Source organism: Brevibacterium limosum, from assembly GCF_011617705.1.
Lineage (GTDB): Bacteria > Actinomycetota > Actinomycetes > Actinomycetales > Brevibacteriaceae > Brevibacterium > Brevibacterium limosum.
Map to the genome: position 1 here is coordinate 1,308,477 of NZ_CP050154.1, position 19,958 is coordinate 1,328,434.

16 protein-coding genes are annotated in these 19,958 nt (G+C 67.1%); 13 read left to right on the plus strand and 3 right to left on the minus strand.

The features are described from left to right. The first annotated feature begins 308 nt into the window (after positions 1 to 308). Entirely contained in the window at positions 309 to 1,229 is a 921-nt protein-coding gene (locus tag GUY37_RS05875) for an SCO6745 family protein (protein WP_166823360.1), read from the plus strand. Between the two features lie 12 nt (positions 1,230 to 1,241). Here the strand turns inward: GUY37_RS05875 and orn are convergent, their stop codons facing one another. Then, the gene (gene orn / locus GUY37_RS05880) at positions 1,242 to 1,856 is read right to left on the minus strand and encodes an oligoribonuclease (RefSeq protein ID WP_407645404.1); all 615 of its coding nucleotides are present in this window, start codon (positions 1,854 to 1,856) and stop codon (positions 1,242 to 1,244) included. Positions 1,857 to 2,162: 306 nt separating this feature from the next. On the opposite strand from orn, the gene GUY37_RS05885 reads away from it, so the two are divergent. The 3 genes from GUY37_RS05885 to GUY37_RS05895 all read left to right on the plus strand — a co-directional run bounded on the left by GUY37_RS05885 (position 2,163) and on the right by GUY37_RS05895 (position 6,722). After that, a complete protein-coding gene (locus GUY37_RS05885) occupies positions 2,163 to 3,782 on the plus strand; it encodes a hypothetical protein (protein ID WP_228278387.1) in 1,620 nt (539 codons plus the stop codon). A 157-nt stretch (positions 3,783 to 3,939) separates the two neighbouring features. Beyond that, a complete protein-coding gene (locus tag GUY37_RS05890; protein ID WP_166829412.1) occupies positions 3,940 to 4,905 on the plus strand; it encodes a tetratricopeptide repeat protein in 966 nt (321 codons plus the stop codon). Between the two features lie 167 nt (positions 4,906 to 5,072). Continuing rightward, complete coding sequence (locus tag GUY37_RS05895) at positions 5,073 to 6,722, plus strand: hypothetical protein (RefSeq protein ID WP_228278388.1); 1,650 nt, start codon at positions 5,073 to 5,075, stop codon at positions 6,720 to 6,722. A 7-nt stretch (positions 6,723 to 6,729) separates the two neighbouring features. Here GUY37_RS05895 and GUY37_RS05900 read toward each other — a convergent pair whose 3' ends face one another. Both GUY37_RS05900 and GUY37_RS05905 read right to left on the minus strand, forming a co-directional pair. Then, complete coding sequence (locus GUY37_RS05900; protein WP_166829418.1) at positions 6,730 to 7,122, minus strand: hypothetical protein; 393 nt, start codon at positions 7,120 to 7,122, stop codon at positions 6,730 to 6,732. Between the two features lie 131 nt (positions 7,123 to 7,253). Further along, positions 7,254 to 7,604, minus strand: a complete 351-nt coding sequence (locus GUY37_RS05905) for a hypothetical protein (protein WP_166823366.1) — start codon at positions 7,602 to 7,604, stop codon at positions 7,254 to 7,256. Positions 7,605 to 7,718: 114 nt separating this feature from the next. Here GUY37_RS05905 and GUY37_RS05910 point away from each other — a divergent pair, with 114 nt between their 5' ends. The 9 genes from GUY37_RS05910 (at position 7,719) to gatB (ending at position 19,910) form a co-directional block, all read left to right on the plus strand. Then, positions 7,719 to 8,930 carry a cysteine desulfurase family protein gene (locus GUY37_RS05910; RefSeq protein ID WP_166823368.1) on the plus strand — a complete coding sequence of 404 codons (1,212 nt, stop codon included), beginning with the start codon at positions 7,719 to 7,721 and terminating at the stop codon, positions 8,928 to 8,930. After that, positions 8,927 to 10,141: a tRNA 2-thiouridine(34) synthase MnmA gene (gene mnmA / locus GUY37_RS05915; RefSeq protein ID WP_166823371.1), complete on the plus strand. Its 1,215-nt coding sequence runs from the start codon at positions 8,927 to 8,929 to the stop codon at positions 10,139 to 10,141. Before GUY37_RS05910 ends, mnmA begins: the two co-directional genes overlap by 4 nt. Before the next feature lie 67 nt (positions 10,142 to 10,208). Next, the gene (locus tag GUY37_RS05920) at positions 10,209 to 12,356 is read left to right on the plus strand and encodes a prolyl oligopeptidase family serine peptidase (RefSeq protein ID WP_166823374.1); all 2,148 of its coding nucleotides are present in this window, start codon (positions 10,209 to 10,211) and stop codon (positions 12,354 to 12,356) included. Further along, the gene (locus GUY37_RS05925) at positions 12,349 to 13,509 is read left to right on the plus strand and encodes a uroporphyrinogen decarboxylase/cobalamine-independent methonine synthase family protein (RefSeq protein ID WP_228278389.1); all 1,161 of its coding nucleotides are present in this window, start codon (positions 12,349 to 12,351) and stop codon (positions 13,507 to 13,509) included. The genes GUY37_RS05920 and GUY37_RS05925 overlap by 8 nt, the downstream gene beginning before the upstream one ends. Then, complete coding sequence (gene ligA, locus GUY37_RS05930) at positions 13,506 to 15,749, plus strand: NAD-dependent DNA ligase LigA (RefSeq protein WP_166823377.1); 2,244 nt, start codon at positions 13,506 to 13,508, stop codon at positions 15,747 to 15,749. The genes GUY37_RS05925 and ligA overlap by 4 nt, the downstream gene beginning before the upstream one ends. Before the next feature lie 156 nt (positions 15,750 to 15,905). After that, on the plus strand, positions 15,906 to 16,460 hold the full coding sequence (locus tag GUY37_RS05935; RefSeq protein WP_166823379.1) for a hypothetical protein: 555 nt from the start codon (positions 15,906 to 15,908) through the stop codon (positions 16,458 to 16,460). A 162-nt stretch (positions 16,461 to 16,622) separates the two neighbouring features. Further along, a complete protein-coding gene (gene gatC / locus GUY37_RS05940; protein WP_135808767.1) occupies positions 16,623 to 16,928 on the plus strand; it encodes an Asp-tRNA(Asn)/Glu-tRNA(Gln) amidotransferase subunit GatC in 306 nt (101 codons plus the stop codon). Between the two features lies 1 nt (position 16,929). Beyond that, positions 16,930 to 18,432: an Asp-tRNA(Asn)/Glu-tRNA(Gln) amidotransferase subunit GatA gene (gene gatA, locus GUY37_RS05945; protein WP_166823381.1), complete on the plus strand. Its 1,503-nt coding sequence runs from the start codon at positions 16,930 to 16,932 to the stop codon at positions 18,430 to 18,432. After that, entirely contained in the window at positions 18,429 to 19,910 is a 1,482-nt protein-coding gene (gene gatB, locus GUY37_RS05950; protein WP_166823383.1) for an Asp-tRNA(Asn)/Glu-tRNA(Gln) amidotransferase subunit GatB, read from the plus strand. The genes gatA and gatB overlap by 4 nt, the downstream gene beginning before the upstream one ends. Positions 19,911 to 19,958: the final 48 nt, after the last annotated feature.

The following is a 19,958-nucleotide window of genomic DNA, read 5'->3' on the forward strand; positions in this document are numbered from 1 at the left end:
CGGTTGGCGGGATCGCTGGCCGACCGGGACGATGCCGAGGTCGCAAACGGTCCGTGTCACTCCTTGCTCAGACGGTAGCACCGGGGGTCGGGCCTGCAAATGCGGACGAACGGGCGGACGCGCCGATCGGCGGATCGGCGCGGAAGTTCAGCCGCCTCGGGGGAGGGCAGAGCGATTTAGGTCCTATGTCACTGCGCTAATCTTCACTGTGCTGATCTCGCTTACCGAGGCGATCCATGACTGTCGGAGTCGGAGCCTCCATGAGAACGCCCATTTACCTGGGACGGGACCGCCCATAGGATGACGATATGGAATCCCAGCGCACGCAGAACATCAGAACAGTCTCGGCCCGCATCAACTCCTTCCACTCGTCGATGTACTTCTCGCAGACGGTCGGTGCCGAATATGCCGAGCACGGACTCGAACCGGGTGTCGAAGGCAATATGGCCGCCCGTTCGGCTCCGCTGGGCCGGGTGAATCCCGGAGTCGTGTCCGCCGCGTACTATAACTACTCCCCGAACTTCGTCGCCGAAATGCTGCCTCGCCTGTGGGAGACGGTGACCCCGGAGCAGATGGTGACCGCCCGCTTCGACGCCGTGAGCGCGTACATGGCCGAACTCTTCGGCGACCGTGACGACATCGCACTGCTCACCGAGGCCGCGACCCAGATGACGGAGACGCTGGCCCCCGTGCTCGCCGCCATGGACTTCTCCGGACGGACCCTGGCCGCGGCCACCGCGGATGTCATCGGCGGCCACGAGGCGAACACCGCGTTCGAGAAGCTGTGGGACGTGGCGACCGTGGCCCGCGAATTCCGCGGCGACGGCCATGTCGCCTCACTCGTCACCGCCGGCGTGCCCGGAATCGACGCCCTCATGCTCGATGTCGCAACCGGCGCCGGGTTCCGCCCGCGAGCGGCGCAGAAGACCCGCGGCTACACCGACGAGGAATGGCAGACCGCGCAGACCAGGCTCGCCGAGGCGGGGCTGATCACCGTGGACAAGGACGACCGCGGATTCGACCTGCCGGTCATCACCGAGGCGGGACGCGACCTGAAGGAGCAGGTCGAGGTCCTCACCGACGGCACGGTCGCGGCCGCGTGGTCGGTGCTCGATGACGAGACGATCGAATCGCTGCTGTCGCCGAGCCGCACCCTCACCAAGGTCATCGCCCAGTCCGGGGCGTTTCCTGCCACCGTCTTCGCGCGCCCCGAGAAGAAGGCCGGCTGAGCAGAGCGGTGTTCAGGCTTCGTCGGTCTGAGCCGACTCAGCCTCATCCGACTGAGCTCGGCCCGAGAAGTTCTCGGCCACCTCGGCGGCGATCGACTTCGCCTCATCGGAGCTCGGACCCTCGGCGGAGAACACGGCTCTGCGGTAGTACCGGAGCTCGATGATCGAGTCGATGATGTCGCCGAGTGCGCGGTGCCCGCCGTGCTTGGCCGGGGCCTGGAAGTACGCGCGGGGGAACCACTGCTTGGCCAGTTCCTTGATCGAGGAGACGTCGACGATCCGGTAATGGAGGTGCTCGACGAGTTCGGGCATCTGCTTGGTGAGGAACACCTTGTCGGTGCCGACGGAGTTCCCGCCCAGCGGAGCCTTGCCCGACTCCGGGACATGCTTCTTCACGTATTCGAGGACCTGGGTCTGCGCCTCGGCGACGGTGGTGCCCGCGTCGAGTTCGGTGATCAGGCCCGAGGTGGTGTGCATATTCGTGACGAACTCGTTCATGTTCGCCAATGCATCCGCCGAGGGCCTGATGACGATGTCGATTCCGTCGTCGAGGGGGTTGAGCTCGAAGTCGGTGACGATCGCAGCCACCTCGATGAGTTCGTCCCGCACCTCGTCGAGGCCGGTCATTTCGCAGTCGATCCACACAATTCTGTTGTTGCTCACCCGCCCAGCTTAGGGCAGGGAAAGGCGATCAGGACATTCCGGAGTGGACGCTGCGCCCATTCGCGGCCGGGTCACCGCCGCCTCGGCGAGGGCAGGCGAGGGAGTGTGCGCGGATATCGGACGACCGCCTCGGCGAGGTCCGGGGAGCGGGCGTGTGAACGTCGACACACACTGAGCGTGCGCACAAAGGCGATGTCCGGGATGTGACTTAAACTTGAAGTGTCCCCGAACCAGGGGTGCCATTTTGCTCGGCTGAGGGAAGGTTCGCACGTGCGCTACACAATCGCTGTGATTCTCATGGTGGTGGGTGTCATCGTCGGTGGCCTCGGCATCCTGCAGAAGACCCTGTGGGCGCCGGAGGATACGATCACTGCCACTGCGCAGATCGACGCCGACAAACCGGCAGTCATCGTCGACCCCGGAATGCTCAACCTGTACGAAACCCCTGCGACCATGACGGTCAAGGGCAGCGGTGACCTCACGATCGCCCAAGCTCCGATCGAGAACGTCGAAGCCTGGGCCGGACAGTCCGCCTATGATCGCGTCACCGGCCTCGCCGAGGGCGGCGAGCTCACGACCAAGGGCACCGACGGTGAGGGCAAAGTGCCCGACCCGTCCGGTAGCGATCTGTGGCAGGCGCAGGTCACCGGCACCGATTCGGTGGAACTGGAGTGGAACGACGACGCCAACCGCACCGGCTTCCTCATCGCCGGCGACGGCGAAGCCGGACAGGTCGAATCCGTGACCCTCACCTGGCCCAACCATGCCGAGACCCCATGGGCGATCCCGCTGATGATCATCGGCGGAGTCGTCTTCATCATCGGCGTCGTGCTCCTCTTCCTCGGCGCCAACCGGTCGAAGAAGGAAGCGGACCGACGCAAGGCGCGCCAGGAGCGCCGCCGCAAGCTCGCCGAATACGGCACCGCCTTCGCCGTCGTCCCTGTGCTGGCACTGAGCGCCTGCGGACCCGAGGAGCTGCCGAAGCCCGAACCCTCCGAGGCTCCGAGCTCAGCGGCCGCGGGAATCACCGACGACCAGGCCAAGCGGATCCTCGACTCCGTGGCCGACGACGTCAAGGCAGCGGACAAGAAGACCGATGAGAAGGCGCTGACCGAGCGTGCTGCCGGTCCCGCGCTCAAACAGCGCGAGGACCTGTACAAGGTGAAGGAAGACGTCGAGGATCAGAAGATGGCGCCGGCCGTGGCCAGCGAAGAGATCGTCGCCAACTTCACCTCGGCCACTGATTCGTGGCCGCGCATGACCAGCATGATCACCTCCGCCGGAGGGAACTCGCAGCTGCTCGTGCTGACCCAGGAGGATCCGCGCAGCGACTACAAGCTCTGGTCGCAGACCCAGCTGACGGGCGGCACGAAGCTGCCCGAGCTGCCCGACTCCCGTCAGGGCGCGAAGATGCTCGAACCGGGAGCCAAGGACTTCGTCACCACCCCGGAGAAGGCCGTCGCCGACTACGCGAAGGCCCTCGGCAGCGGTCAGGACTCGAAGGAAGCGAAGAAGTTCGAGTCCGATGACTTCTCCAAGTCCATCTGGAAGAACCAGAAGGAGCAGAAGGCCAGCGCCGAATCCGGCAAGGCCGAGGTGGAGTACAAGTACGCCCCGGGCAAGGAGCTCGTCGCCCAGGGCACCGCCGGTGACGCCGCCATAGTCACCGGAGTCATCGACGCCGAGTCGACGATCAGCCCCGAATCGAAGGACGGACGCACCGGCACCCTGTCCCTGTCGTCGCCGCAGAAGGAACTCATCGGTTCCGGGTCGACTCAGGAGCCGGTGACGACGAAGACCACTCAGGTGCTCACCTTCCTCGTGCCCAAGGACGGCAAGGTCAAGCTCATCGGCGGTCTCGAGACCCTCGCCGGAGCCGAGGCCGGCTGACGTGGAAGAATCGGCACCGCTGCACTCGGTTCCCGGCGGTTGAGGAAATAGCCGCAGGTGCACCGGTGTTGATACGTTCTGTTGGATAAGCATGGACCAGGTGGGAGACGGATCTCGCCGGGCCCACCGACCGCGTCACAAAGGAGACCACGTGTCAATGGATCCCTCGCAGGAGAACACGCAGCCCGATCAGGGACTCGACCTGTCGGCAGTGCGCAGCAAGAACATGCCTGCCGAACAGGGCGGGACGGCCGGCGGCACCGCTGCGGGTGCCGGCCGCGCCGGCGGCCCTGCAGGTCAGGACCCGAACGCGGTCGCCGTTCCGGGACTGGTCTTCGACGTCGACGAATCGACCTTCACCAGCCTGGTGGCGATCTCCGACCGCGTGCCTGTCGTCATCGACCTGTGGGCCGAATGGTGCGAACCCTGCAAACAGCTCTCGCCGATCCTCGAACGCGTCGTCACCTCGTACGGGGGACGTCTGGTCCTGGCCAAGGTCGACGTCGATGCGAACCCGCGTCTGCAGCAGGCCTTCGGTGTTCAGTCGATCCCCACGGTCGTCGCCCTCATCAAGGGTCAGCCCGTGCCGCTGTTCCAGAGTGCTCTGCCCGAACCTCAGGTCCAGGCGTACTTCGACGAGCTGCTCAAGCTCGCCGGTGAGAACGGTGTGACCGGGCATGCGGCCGTCGGGGGAGCCGAGCCTGAACCGACCGGTCCCGCCCACCCGGAGGCCGAAGAGGCACTCGCCAAGGGCGACTTCGACACCGCAGAGAAACTGTTCAAGGCCGCGCTGGCGAACTCTCCAGCCGACGAAGAGGCGAAGTTCGGTCTCGCCCGGGCGGGGCTTGGCCGCCGCCTCATCGACCACGAGCCGGCCGATCTCATCGCCGCCGCCGATGCGGACCCCAAGAACGTCGAAGCCGCGAAGGCGGCGGCCGACGCCGAAGTCGTCGGCGGCAATGCCGGCAGCGCCTTCAACCGACTCATCTCTCTCATCCGCACCTCTGCCGGCGATGAGAAGGAATCCCTGCGTCTGCGGGTCCTCGATCTCTTCGAGGTCCTCGGCGCCGACGACCCAGCCGTGACCAAGGCACGGACCGCACTCATGAGGGCACTGTTCTGATCCAGCGAATCCGACTCATCACCGCCATCCTCTTCGGCGTAGCGGCACTCACGCTCGCCGGACTGGTCATCTCTGCGCTCTCGGTCGTCGGCACCGACGAGATCACCGAGACGCCTGCGTTCGAAGTCAGGGACGGCGCCTATGCCGTCGTCCTCGACGAAGCGATCGTGCCCTATTCGGGTTCGAGCGTGACCGTGACGGCGAAGAACTCGAAGGGCACGGAGCTGTTCGTCGGCACCGCCAGCGGGGTCGACGCCGACAGCTACCTCGACGGGGTGGCGCAGGAGCAGATCAGTGATGTGTCGTTCCCGAATTCGGCCTCCCACCGGTTCACTCCCGGTGATGCGAAGCCGGAGGCCGGGATCACCGACCGCGACTGGTGGATCAGCCAGGACACGGGCACAACGGTCGCGAAGACCTTCGACCTCGATGCCGAACCGCAGATGCTCGTCATCGCCCCAGAGAACTCCGATGACAGTCTCGACGGAACGACGGTGAGCCTCAAGATGCGCGTCAAGGGCGTGTTCGCACTCAGCCTGCTCGGCATTGCCGGCGCCGTCATCCTCGCCGGGTTCTCCGTGTTCTTCTTCATGCGCTGGTGGGGCTCACGCATCCGCCCGCCGAAGAAGGACTCCGGTCAGCCGAGCCCGGACGACGACGGCGGCCACGGACCGGACGACGGCGGCAGTGGTCCTGACAGCGGCGGCGCCGGCCGGGGACCGGCCGACGAGCCTGCGGTCGAGGACGAGCCGGGTCCGGCGACTCAGCCGATCTCGACGGTGCAGCCGGGCACGAGCGGCCAAGTGCCGCCTCGGCGACGGGATCTGCGGCACCGTCGCTCCCTGCGGACGGTGACGGCGGCCGTGATGGGCACCGGACTCGTACTCAGCGGCTGCGCGAACATGCCGATCGCCAAACCCAGCAGCCCGGACACCACCCCGTACGAACGCACGGCGGTGCGCCCCGGTGAGGCCGGGAAGTTCATGACGAACTACACGGAATCTCTGGACAAGACACTCGGCGACAAGGGCAGCGACCTCGACAAGATCCAGGCGGCACCGCTCATCGACCACACCCGTGCACAGATCCAGATCGCGGACAAGGCGAAGCAGAAGCTGCGCGCACCGAACTTCACCGAGGTCGTCGCCGGCAGCCCGAGCTTCACGGAATACCCGATGTGGTTCTACGCCTTCGGCACCGCGGACAAGAAGTCCACGGACGGGGACGAACCGCTGACCCAGGTGATGCTGGTGACGCGGGAATCGGCATCGACCGATCCGCTCGTGCGCTCCGCGTCCTATATCCCCACCGACCAGATGCCGACCCTCATGGCCGACGACCGCGGAGCCGTGGAGAAGGGGCCCGAGGAATTCGGCGACGACATGACCACCGCGTCCGGTGACGTCTCATCGTTCCTCGTCGAAGGCAAGGCGAAGTCCGGGGGGCCCGAGGGACTCAAGGAGGGCGGATTCAAGGGATTCCGCGACTACGTGGGCGACCTGCGGGACAAGGACTCGGGCTTCGACAAGGTCGACGTCGACTGCAGACCCTATGAGGACCTCAAGTTCGAGGACATGAGCTTAAGCACCGAGAAGGGCGCGATCGGGATGGGCGAAGTGCGCTGCACGCTGACCATCAAGGCGCCGTCCGACTACGCGCTCGACCTCGGCGACACCGTCGAAGCAGTGAAGACGAACGACAAAGAGGGCGACACCATCAAGGTCGACACCGCACACCCCTATGTGCTGATGAAGACCGGTGACGAACTCACGGCCGTCGCCACCGACTGGAACGTCCTGTCCTCCAAGGTGGAGTGAGGCGGGCTCAGCCACGGTGGGCGCGACGGCCGACGCGCAGCAGCCACCACAGGCCGACGAGCGGCAGGAGCAGCGGAATATAGCCGTAGCCGCTGCCGAAGTTCGACCACACCGACGGCTTCGCGAAGTCCTCGGGATGGGTGTGGCTGAGGATGCCGACGACGATGACGCCGACGAACTCGATCGCGCAGGCGGCGACGGCGATGCGGTGCGAGACGCGGTTGCCGATGACCAGGCAGACCGTGGCGAGGATGTAGATCACCGCGGCCATTGCGGACAGCGAGTACGCGATCGGCGCGACGTCGAATTCGCGGATGAGCTGGTAGCCCGCCCGTGCCGTGGCCGAGAGCGCGAAGACCCCGTACACCGCAGTCAGCGCCCGTCCCGGTCCCGTATGCATCGCCGAGTACGGGGACCGCCCCGTCTTTCCCCTCGCCGAGGCGGCCGTCGAGTCCGCGTTGTCCGCCGCGTTCGCGCTGCCTGCTGAGTTCGCATCGTCGGCGGAGCCCCCGCCGAACCGGTTGCGCCTGGTCACTGCCAAATCTGGTCCAATCTCTCGATCATCACGATCACCGTCAGTCCTGCCGCGGCCAGCACACCCGGCCCCCAACGGCTCAGTTCCGCGAACGCCCAGAAGCCAGCCAGCGCCATGACCATGATCGCGGTGATGATGTAGCCGAAGTAGAGCAGCGGGTCGACATCATGCGTGGAGCCGAAGGTCGCAATCGAGATGATCAGCTGCACGACGAGCAGCAGCAGAAGCAGAGCGGCACCGCCGAGCAGAGCCTTGCCGGCCGGACGGTTGCGGACGGTCTCGATGATCGACCACAGGGTCAGGATGCCGGTGACGGCGTAGAGGACGATGGTGAAAACGGTGAACACCCGACCCAGTTTAGTCGGCATCAGTGCCCGGCGACTTCTCCGCCTGCGCCGCTTCGCGGGTGAGATGCCGCACGGATCCTGGCCGTAGCCCGGCTCACGCCCTAAAATTGCAGGGTGCCCATCTATCTCGATCACGCAGCCACCTCGCCGATGCCCGCCGAGGTGCTCGAGGTGTACACGAAGGAGTTGGCCCGCAGGGCCAATCCCTCGGCCCTGCACACGGTCGGCCAGGCGGCACGGATGCGCATCGAAGAGGCACGGGAGGACATCGCCCGTGCGGTCGGTGCGGCCACCTCGTCGGAGGTGATCTTCACTTCGGGAGGCACCGAAGCGGACAATTTCGCGCTCAAGGGGCTCTACCTCTCCCGCAACGACGGGACATTCACCGCACCGGCCCGCCCGCGGGTGCTGACGACGACGATCGAGCACCCGGCGATCCTCGAGACCGTGGAGTGGCTGGTCGGCCTCGGCGCCGAAGCCGTCTGCCTCGATGTCGATGAGACCGGACGCCTCGACCTCGACGCGGCACTGACCGAACTGCGCCGCGACCCCGAACGCACCGCGCTCGTCAGCGTGATGGCCGCGAACAACGAGATCGGCACGCTGCAGCCGATCGCCGAGATCGGGCAAGCGGCCTTCGAACTCGGCATTCCCTTCCATATCGACGCCGTCCAGGCTCTCGGGCAGATCCCGCTCGACTTCGCAGCACTGAAGGCCACGGCGATGACGATCACCGCGCACAAGATCGGCGGCCCCGTCGGCATCGGCGCACTCCTGCTCGACCGCGCAGCGAGCCCGACGCCGATCCTCCACGGTGGGGGACAGGAGCGCAGCGTGCGCTCGGGCACCCTCGACGTCGCCGGTGCCGTGGCCTTCGCCGCCGCCGTCGACCTTGTCACGACCGACCTCGAGACTCGGTCGGCACAGCTGTCGGGGCTGCGTGACCGCCTCATCGCCGGAATCGAATCGAGCATCGACGGTGCCGTGCTGTCCGGCCCGCGCGGAGCGGACCGGCTGCCGGCCAACGCCCATTTCACGTTCCCGGGCTGCGAGGGCGACTCGCTGCTGTTCGGTCTCGATGCCAGAGGGCTTGCCACCTCGACCGGTTCGGCCTGCTCGGCCGGGGTGTCACGTCCCTCGCACGTGCTGCTCGCGTGCGGACTGGACGAGGACAGCGCCCGATCCACCCAACGCTTCACGCTCGGTCGCGATACGACCGAAGCCGATGTCGATGCCCTGCTCACGGCCCTTCCCGAGGTCGTCGACCAGGCACGCCGAGCCGGGATGGTTTCGGCAACACCCCGATGGATGCAAGGAGCATCATGAGAGTACTCGTCGCCATGTCCGGCGGAGTCGATTCGTCCGTGGCCGCCGCGCGCGCCGTCGATGCCGGACACGAAGTCGTCGGCGTCCACCTGGCCCTGTCCCGGATGCCCGGCACCCTGCGCACCGGATCGCGGGGCTGCTGCACGATCGAAGACTCCCGCGACGCCCACCGCGTGGCGGGAATGCTCGACATCCCCTTCTACGTCTGGGACTTCTCCGAGAGGTTCAAGGAAGACATCGTCGATGACTTCATCGCCGAATACGCGGCCGGTCGGACACCGAACCCGTGCATGCGCTGCAACGAGCGCATCAAGTTCGCCGCCCTCCTCGACCGGGCCCTGGCCCTCGGCTTCGACGCCATCGCTACCGGCCACTACGCCGAGGTGGCCCGCGATGACGACGGTCGGCCCGAACTGCACCGCGGTGAGGACCTGGCCAAGGACCAGTCCTACGTCCTCGGTGTGCTCACCTCCGATCAGCTCGAGCACTGCTACTTCCCGATCGGTGCGACCGCGTCGAAGGCCGAAGTGCGCGCCGAGGCGGCCGAACGCGGGTTCTCCGTGGCGAACAAGCCCGACTCCTACGACATCTGCTTCATCCCCGACGGGGACACGAAGGCGTGGCTGGCCGATAAGATCCCGATGCGGCCCGGGCTCATCAAGGACGCCGAGGGCGAAGTGCTCGGCGAGCACGACGGAGCGATGACGTACACGATCGGCCAGCGCAAGGGACTGGGCATCGAAAAGCCCGCCGCGGACGGCAAACCGCGCTTCGTCACCGGCCTCGACCCGGCGACGAACACCGTCACCGTGGGATCACGCGGCGATCTCGCGGTCTCTCATCTCACCGGCATCCGCACCTCCTGGGCCGGGGCGGCCCCGGCGGACATGGGCTCCGCCCCCACCTCGGCGATCGACTGCGAGGTCCAGATCCGCGCCCACGCCGATCCGGTGCCGGCCCGTGCCTGGCTCGGTGAATTCGTCGCCGAAGCACCCGAGCATGAGGCGAACCCGATCATCGACGAGGTCGAGGTGCCGGCCGCACGCCCCGCCGGGCAGCTCATGCACGTCGACGTCGATGAGGAGCTCTCCGGAGTGGCCCCGGGCCAGACCATGGTCATCTACCGCGGCACCCGCGTGCTCGGCCAAGCGACCATCGACTCCACGGCGAAGGACCGCATCACCCCGGCGCCCGAATTCGCCGACGCCTGAGCCCGCCCCACCTCACTTAAGCGACGGGTTCAGGGCCGATGTCGGTCACTGGCGATACTCTGGGGGCATGAAGGAAAGTCCCCAAGATGTCGTCACGGCACCTTATGGAACCTGGTCCTCACCTCTGGGCGCAGCCGAGGTGGCCGCCGGTGCCGCTCCGATCTTCGACGCCGCCTTCCGCGGGGATGAGATCTTCTACTCCACGAAGATCCCCACCGAGAAGGCCCGCACCGGATTGGTCCGCACGTCACTGTCGCGTCCGGGAGAGCATGTGCAGGTCATTCCTGCCGGCTTCAACATCCGCTCCGCCGTCCACGAATACGGGGGAGCCTCATGGGCTCTCGACCAGAGCAGCGAGGTCATCTACTTCGTCAACGCCGCTGATCAGCGGGTCTGGCAGATCATTCCCGGGCGTGCCCCGCACGCCCTGACCCCGGACACCTCGGGGCGGATCCGCTACGGAGACCTGCGCATGAGCCCATGGGGACTGCTGTGCGTGCGCGAGGACTGCCGGTCCACCCGTCGCGAACGCGCCATCGTGCTGCTGACGAAGCACGGGACGACGAATGTGCTCTCGACCCACTCTCATTTCATGGCCTGGCCCAGGCTCTCACCCGACGGCAGCACCCTGGCATTCATCGGCTGGGAGCACCCGAACATGCCCTGGGACGGAACCACCCTGTGGCTGGTCGACGTGCGCACACCTGCCACGCCCGCGGTCGCCGTGCTCAGCGGCGACGGGATCGAGCGCCCGGCCAGAGCCGATCCGGCGATGCCGAGCCCGACCGACCCCGGGATCTCCCTGCTGCAGCCGGAGTTCACCTCGGACTCCTCCCTCCACGTCATCTCCGACCACGAGGGCCACTGGTCGCTGTTCGGCCTCGATTTCGACCCCGTCGTCACGCGACCCATCGTCACCGACGAACGGAACGCACCGGCACCTGAACCGATCGGCGTCGACCGTCTGCGGTCGGTCATCGACACGGGTGAGGAGATCGGCGGCGCCCTGTGGCAGCTGGGCACCCGTTGGCACCTCAACGACGGTGATGAGGTGTGGGCACATTCGCAGGCGGCGACGGCGACGCTCGTGCGCCGCCGACTCACAGACGGCCCGACCATGACGGACCTCGGCCCGACCATGACGCGCCTCGGCCCGGCCGCGGGCCGGACAGACGCCGCGGGCGGGACGGACGCCGTGGGCGGGACGGACGCCGTGGGCGGGACGGACGCTGCAGTCTGGGAGACCATCGACACGACGGGGGAGACGTTCGGCACGATCGAACTCCTCGATCTCGGGCGCACCCACCTGCTGCTGACGGCGAAGTCGACCAGGCGCCCCGGAGTCCTCTGCGCCGTCGACCGGGTGACCGGACTGTTCACCGAGATCGCCAGCGAACGCCTCGACACCCATCAGAGCTACTACTCCCGCCCACGGGTCGGCGAACTCGGGGGAGTGCCCGTCGTCATCCACCCGCCCCACAACCCCCGGTTCGCGGCACCCGACGATGAGCTCCCGCCCTTCATCGTTTCGATCCACGGCGGTCCCACGGGGCAGGCGACGCCGGAGATGACGGCCCGCACGAGCTTCTTCACCTCCCAGGGCATCGGCGTCCTCGAAGTCAACTACGGCGGGTCGACCGGTTTCGGTCGCGCCTGGCGCGACCGTCTGCGCGGGGGGTGGGGAGTCGTCGATGTCGAGGACACCGTCGCCGCGGTCAACGGACTCGTCACGGCCGGTCTCGCCGACCCACGGCGCATCGCGATCTCCGGAGCCTCCTCGGGCGGGTGGACGGTGTTCTCGGCCCTGGCCTCGACGAACGTGTTCGCCTGCGGCACCTCGTACTTCGGCGTCACCGACCTCATGCGGTTCGTCGTCGACACCCACGACTTCGAATCCCATTACATCGACAGTCTCGTCGGCCCCTGGCCCGCCGCCCAGGACGAGTACATCACCCGGTCGCCGATCCGCCGGACCACCGATATCAGCGTGCCCGTGGCCGTCATGCAGGGCGACCGCGACCCGATCGTCCCATCCTCGCAGGCCCAGGAGTTCGTCGATACACTCGAACTGGCCGGAGTGGAGTACATTTACCGTCTGTACAAGGGCGAATCCCACGGCTTCGTCCGCGCCGAGACCATCATCGATTCCCTGGAAAGCGAGTTCGGATTCTATGTCGACGTCTTCGAAATCCCGCGCGGGCACCAGCATGGCTGAACTCGACCCCACCAACCGCCTCGATCGCGACCGATCCACTCCCGCCGAGGCGGCCGCCCCCGAGGTCCCGACAACCGTCCTGCCCGCCGCCACGACAACGGGAATCTGGCTGCCCGGATCCCGCGATCCGAGCCGTGGCTATATCGCGACCAGCCCCGTCCGCGAAGCCGCAGCCGCAGGGTTCGACATCCTCGCCGACCAGCTGCCGCCCGTGCCTCTGACCGCCCACCAGGCCGAGGGCCGGTGGGGAGCCGATTCGATCGGCCGCGCCGTCGGGCTGCTCACCGAACTCCACGTCGACCGCACGTCCTACGGATGGCGGCTGACCACCTCGGCGGGCAAGGACGAACGCCTCGAGGACTCGGCCCTGATCGAAGCGTTCGACGCGATCGCCGAATACGGTCAGTCCCGCCCCGGACAGATCCAGATCAGCCTGCCGGGACCGTGGACGCTCGTGACCGCGCTGAGCCTGAGCTCCGGCGCCCGCGTCCTCGGCGATCACGGCGCCCGACGCGACGTCGTACAGGCCTACGCCTTCGGCATCGCCGCCTTCACCGACCGGATCGCGGGCCTGGGCATGCAGCCGACCGTCCGCCTCGTCGAATCCCGGCTGACCCGGGTCCTCACCGGAACCTGGCCGACCGTGTCCGGGTGGGCGAGCCTGCCCGCGATCAGCGAGTCCCAGGTGTGGGCGGCGCTCGAATCCACGCTGCGTCACCTCCCGCCCACCGTGCTGGCCCTGCCGAATCTCGACCCTCTGCACCTGCAGGGCAAGGAGATTCCCGCCGCCGAGGCGCTCCGCCGCACCGGCGCCCGTTCCGTGTCAGTGCCATTGGCGGCCCTGAGATCACACAGTTGGGAACAGCTGGCGATCCTCGCCGAGGAGGGGCTCGGCACCTGGATCCACCTGCCGCCGACGGCCGGTGGGCGATCGGACGCGGTCAATCACTGGTGCGAGCGGATCCGCACCCCGTGGTCACGCATCGGCATGGGAGACGCGAGCCTGCGCGATTTCGGGATCGTCGCCGGGCCGGAACTGCCGATGACCCACCCGCCGCTGCTGAAGGACCAGCAGGGGATCGGTCCCGAACACAACCGGGGAACCATGACCATCGCCGCCGGTCTGCGGCGGGCTCTTGAGGAGATCGAATGACCACGACACCGGAGAACGCAGACTCGCAGAACTCAGACGCGAAGGCGGCGGACGCGAAGTCGGCGGACGGGTCGACCCTCGACCTGTCCGCGGTCGATCTGTCGGACGCGGCCGAGCGCGCCCAGGCCCATGCTCAGCTGACCGAGAGGATCGAGGAGCTGCGGGCCGCCTACTATCAGGACTCCCTGCTCGTCTCCGATGCCGAGTACGACGAGCTCGTCCACCGCCTCGAAGACCTCGAGGCGAAGTACCCCGAACTCGTCACCGACTCCTCACCGACTCAGACCGTCGGCGGAGTCGTCGACACCTCGACCTTCGATCCGGTCGAACACATCGGCCCGATGTACAGCCTCGACAACGTCTTCGACTACGACGAACTGCGTGCCTGGTACGAACGGGTGCGGTCGGCCACCTCGGCGAAGTCGAAGTTCCTCTGCGAACTCAAGATCGACGGACTCGCCGTCAACCTGCTCTACCGGAACGGCGAACTCGTCCGCGCTGCCACGCGCGGCGACGGACGCATCGGTGAGGACATCACCGCGAACGTGCGCACGATCTCCGATATCCCGCACCACCTCGACACGGAGCACCCACCGGCCGAGGTCGAGATCCGCGGTGAGGTGTTCTTCCCCGTCGAGGATTTCGCCGAACTCAACGCCTCCCTCGTCGCCGATGGCAAGGCGCCCTTCGCGAATCCGCGGAACTCCGCGGCCGGTTCGCTGCGGCAGAAGGACCCGGCCGTCACGGCACGCCGGCCCCTGCACATGCTCGTCCACGGAATCGCCGTGTGGGCCCCGGCCGATGATTCGCATCCGGAACCGGCCCACCAGTCCGAGGTCTACGAGCAGTTCCGGTCGTGGGGTCTGCCGATCAGCGACTATTACACGGTTCTCGACACCGTCGACGAGATCGAGGACTTCATCGGCTACTACGGCGAACACCGCCACGACGTCACCCACGAGATCGACGGAATCGTCATCAAGATCGACGATATCGCCGTGCAGGAGACCCTCGGCTACACCTCGCGCGCACCGCGGTGGGCGACCGCGTTCAAATACCCGCCCGAGGAGGTCACGACGAAGCTCCTCGACATCCAGGTGCAGGTGGGCCGGACCGGGCGAGTGACGCCATTCGCCGTGATGGAACCGGTGACCGTGGCCGGATCGACCGTGGAGCGGGCGACCCTGCACAACGGGCACGAGGTCAGACGCAAGGGTGTGCTCATCGGCGACACCGTCACGCTGCGCAAGGCCGGCGACGTCATCCCCGAGGTGCTCGGCCCGGTCGCGGCGCTGCGCGACGGGTCCGAACACGAATTCGTCATGCCCACCCACTGTCCGTCCTGCGGGACCGAACTCGGTGAGCAGAAAGAGGGCGACAAGGACCTGCGCTGCCCGAACTCGCGGTCGTGCCCGGCCCAGCTGGCCAATCGCATCTTCTACCTCGCCTCCCGGGCGGCCTTCGACATCGAAGCCCTCGGGGAGGAAGCCGCACTGGCGCTGACGGCGCCGGCCGAACCGGAGACTCCGCCGTTGACCTCGGAGGCCTTTCTCTTCGACCTGACCCCGGAGGTACTGGCCGACGTCAAGATCTGGCGGGACAAGAAGGTCAAGGGTGTGGAGACCGGTGAGCGGGAGCTCGTGCCCTACTTCTACACCCGCGGAACCGCCAAGAAGCCAAGTGCCCCGAGCGCGAACACGAAGAAGCTCTTCGATGAGCTCGAGAAGGCGAAGGATCAGGATCTGTGGCGGGTGCTCGTGGCCCTGTCGATCCGCCATGTCGGACCGACCGCGGCGCGGACCCTGGCCGCGAAGTTCCGCACTCTCGACGCCATCCGTGAAGCGGGAGAAGAAGAGCTCTCCGCGGTCGAGGGCATCGGTCCGACGATCGCGAAGAGCCTGCGCGACTGGTTCGAGGTCGACTGGCATATCGAGATCGTCGAGACCTGGGCGGCAGCCGGAGTGCGCATGGAGGACGACGAGGTCGAGTCTGCTGCGCAGACATTGGAAGGGCTGACGATCGTCGCCACGGGATCGCTGAGCACTTTCACCCGCGACGGGATCAAGGGGGCGATCCTCGGTGCCGGGGGAAAGGCGGCGGGGTCGGTCTCGAAGAAGACTGACTATGTCGTCGCCGGTGAGAACGCCGGATCGAAGCTGGAGAAGGCGGAGTCGCTGGGCGTGCCCGTGCTCGACGAGGACCAATTCAGAGTTCTGCTGGAGACCGGCAGCCTCGACTGAATGCTGTCTGAGCACCGTGCCTGGTGCCTGAAGGGAATACATGCTGGATCCCGGAGGTCCCATGGTGCGGCGGCGTACTCATTCGTGACCGAACTCGAAGTCGGGGTTCAGACTCAGTCAAGCTCAGAGACAGCTTCGGATGGAAGAGTGTGGGACATGAGATGGATTCCCCGACTCCTCGCTGGTACCTGTGTGGTCGTCGCCGCGGCCATGACGGCGGTACCGGTGACGGCAGGACTGGCCGACCTGGTTCTGGGGCCGGGTCCGCACAGCACCAAACGCAGCGCACAGCCGGCGCTGACCTCCATGCGCACTCCGGCCGCTCCGTCCAGCGGGCGAACCGAGGAGTCGGGCACAGCCCAGGATGAGACAGTGCTCGAAGGCACGATCGTCGATGACTCGGCTAGAGGCCCGGCTTTCACCGGAATACAGGCGACCGGTGCACTCTCGGCCGGCGCATTGTCGACCGACGCCCTCTCGACCGACGCCCTCTCGACCGGCACACTGTCGGCTGGCGCGCTGTCGGCCGGCACGGAACTCGTCGCGGCCACTGCGGCCGACGCAAAGGATCGCATCGCAGACCTGTCCGCCGATCTGCAGGCCGGAGTCGCGGCAGGCGAATTCACCCAGGCCGACGCCGACCGAGTGCTCGCCGATATCGCACCGTACATTCACGGCGATCGCACCTGGCCCGAACGCTTCTCCGCCTGACCCCACCCCAATTGCTACCTGACGGCGGCCCAGCAACCTCGCGCGAGGTTGCTGGGCCGCCGTCAGGTAGTTCCGGGGGAAGGTCACAGCGCAACGACGGGGGCGGGTCCGGTGGAGAGACTAGACTGGGGTGTCAGTGTTAACGACGATGAAAGGCAGGGAATGACGGAGTCTTCCGCAATCACCCCCGAACAGGTGGAGCATCTGGCTTCACTGTCTCGGATCGCCATGGGCGAGGACGAGCTGAAATCGCTCGCCGGTGATCTCAGCACAATTCTGGGAAACGTCGCCAGGGTCAACGAAGTGGCCGGCGACGATGTGCCCGCAACCAGCCACCCCATCCCGCTGACGAACGTCATGCGCCCCGACGTCGTGGGCGAGACGCTGACCAGCGAACAGGCACTGGCCTCGGCCCCGGCCGCCGAGGACGACAAGTTCCTCGTCCCGCAGATCCTCGGGGAGGAATGAGATGACCGAACTGACGAAAAAGAGCGCTCTCGAACTCGCCGCAGGACTGGCCTCCGGCGAGTTCTCCTCCGTCGAAGTCACGCAGGCGCACCTCGACCGCATCGCCTCCACCGAGGATGACTTCAACTCCTTCATCACCGTCACCGACGAACTCGCCCTGGCCACGGCGAAAGCCGTCGATGCCAAGCGTTCCGCCGGGGAGGACCTCCACGCCCTGGCCGGTGTCCCGGTGGCGCTGAAGGATCTCGTCGTCACCGAGGGCGTGGCCACCACCGCCGGATCGAAGATGCTCGAGAACTGGGTTCCGCCCTATGAGTCGACGGTGCACAACAAGGTCAAGAACGCCGGTCTGCCGGTGCTCGGCAAGACCAACCTTGACGAGTTCGCCATGGGATCGACGACCGAGCACTCGGCCTTCGGCAATACCCGCAACCCATGGAACCTCGAACACGTGCCCGGCGGATCCTCCGGAGGCGCGGCCGCAGCCCTCGCCGGATTCCAGGCTCCGCTGTCCGTGGGCACCGACACCGGCGGATCCGTCCGCCAGCCCGCCGCATTCACCGGCACCGTCGGCGTGAAGCCGACCTACGGGTCGATCTCGCGCTTCGGCATCATCGCCATGGCCTCGAGCCTCGACCAGGTCGGACCGATGGGCCGTTCGGTCGCCGATGCCGCGGCTTTGCACGAACTGCTGGCGGGACACGATCCGCTCGATTCGACCTCGCTGCCCGATGACGTGGCCGGATTCCTGGGCGCCGCGCAGACCAGCGGCCTCAAGGGCAAGAAGCTCGGGGTCATCAAGCAGCTGGCCGGTGAGGGCTACCAGGACGGAGTCCGCACCGCGTTCACCGCCGCGCTCGAGACCGCTGCCGCCGCCGGTGCCGAGATCGTCGAGGTCGACTGCCCGTCGATCTCCTACGCCCTCGACGCCTACTACCTCATCATGCCCTCCGAGGTGTCGTCGAACCTCGCCCGCTACGACGGCATGCGCTACGGCCTGCGCGTCGAACCCGAGTCCGGCCCCATCACCGCCGAGACCGTCATGTCCGCCACCCGCGCCGCGGGCTTCGGAGACGAGGTCAAGCGCCGCATCATCCTCGGCACCTACGCCCTGTCGGCCGGCTACTTCGACGCCTACTACGGTTCGGCGCAGAAGATCCGCACCCTGGTTCAGAACGACTTCGCCAAGGCCTTCGCCGCCTGCGACGTCCTCGTGTCCCCGACGGCACCGACGACCGCGCTGAAGTTCGGTGCGGAGAAGGCCGCCGACCCGATGGCCCTCTACCTCGGCGACGTGGCGACGATCCCGGCGAACCTCGCCGGAATCCCCGGACTGTCCCTGCCTGCCGGTCTGGCCGATGGTCTGCCCGTCGGCTTCCAGATCCTGGCCCCGGCCCGTGAGGACATCAAACTCTACGAGGTGGCCGGAGCTTTGGAAGCCGCACTCGAAGCCGTCGGCGGACGCGTGCTCGACGCTCTCGCGGAAGGACTGAACGCCAAGTGAAATACGAAGACGCGATCAAGAAGTACGATCCGGTCATCGGCATCGAGGTCCACGTCGAACTCGGCACCGCGACCAAGATGTTCGACGCCGCCCCAAACACCTTCGGCGGCGGACCGAACACGAACGTGACCCCCACCTCCCTGGGTCTGCCCGGGTCTCTGCCCGTGGTCAACGAGAAGGGGGTGGAGTACGCGATCAAGATCGGTCTGGCGCTCGGCTGCGAAATCGCCGAGACCTGCCGGTTCGCCCGCAAGAACTACTTCTACCCTGACGTGCCCAAGGACTTCCAGACCAGCCAGTCCGATGAGCCGATCGCGGCCGAAGGCCAGGTCGAGGTCGAGCTCGAGGACGGCACCATCGTCACCGTCCCCGTCGAGCGCGCCCATATGGAAGAGGACGCGGGCAAGAACACCCACGTGGGAGGGGCCACCGGCCGCATCCAGGGTGCCGACCACTCCCTCGTCGACTACAACCGCGCTGGTGTTCCGCTCGTGGAGATCGTCACCCACCCGATCACCGGGACAGGGGAAAGGGCCGCCGAGGTGGCCGCCGCGTATGTGCGCACCCTGCGTGACATCTTCCGCGCCCTCGACGTCTCCGAAGCCCGCATGGAACAGGGCAACGTCCGCGCCGACGTCAACGTCTCCCTGCGGGAGAGCCCCGAGGCACCGCTGGGCACCCGCACGGAGACGAAGAACGTCAACTCCTTCCGCTCGATCGAACGCGCAGTGCGCTTCGAGATCGCCCGCCAGGCGACCCTCCTCGAGGCAGGGGAGAAGGTCGTCCAGGAGACCCGACACTTCCACGAGGAGACCGGAGAGACCTCGTCGGGACGTCCGAAGTCCGACGCCGACGACTACCGCTACTTCCCCGAGCCCGACCTCGTCCCGCTGCAGCCGTCCCGCGACTGGGTCGAGCAGCTGCGGACGAGCCTGCCCGAGCTGCCGGCGCAGAAACGTCGCCGCCTCCTCGCGGAGTGGAAGTTCTCCGACCTGGAGATGCGCGACATCGTCAACGCCGGACTCCTCGAAGCCATCGAGGACACCGTCACCGCCGGTGCGAAGCCTGCCCAGGCTCGCAAATGGTGGACCGGTGAGGTCGCCCGCCTGGCCAACCAGGAGGACAAGCACCCCACCGAGATCGTCACCCCTGCCCAGGTGGCAGGACTCGTCGACCTCATCGGACAGGGCAAGCTCAACGACAAGCTGGCCAAGGATGTGCTCACCGGAGTCGTTGCAGGCGAAGGCCAGCCCGCCGAGGTGATGAAGGCCCGCGACCTCGAAATCGTCGAGGACACCGGTGCACTCGAAGCCGCCGTCGAGGAGGCCATCGCGGCCAACCCCGATGTGGTCGAGAAGATCAAGGGCGGAAAGATGCAGGCCATCGGCGCGCTCATGGGCCCGATCATGAAGGCCACCCGCGGACAGGCCGATGCCGGAAAGGCCAAGGACCTCATCCTCGCCAAGTTGGGCGTCTGAGTACAGGTCCGAACTGACCCTGGTCGACGCCGGTGCCTGACAGTGCCG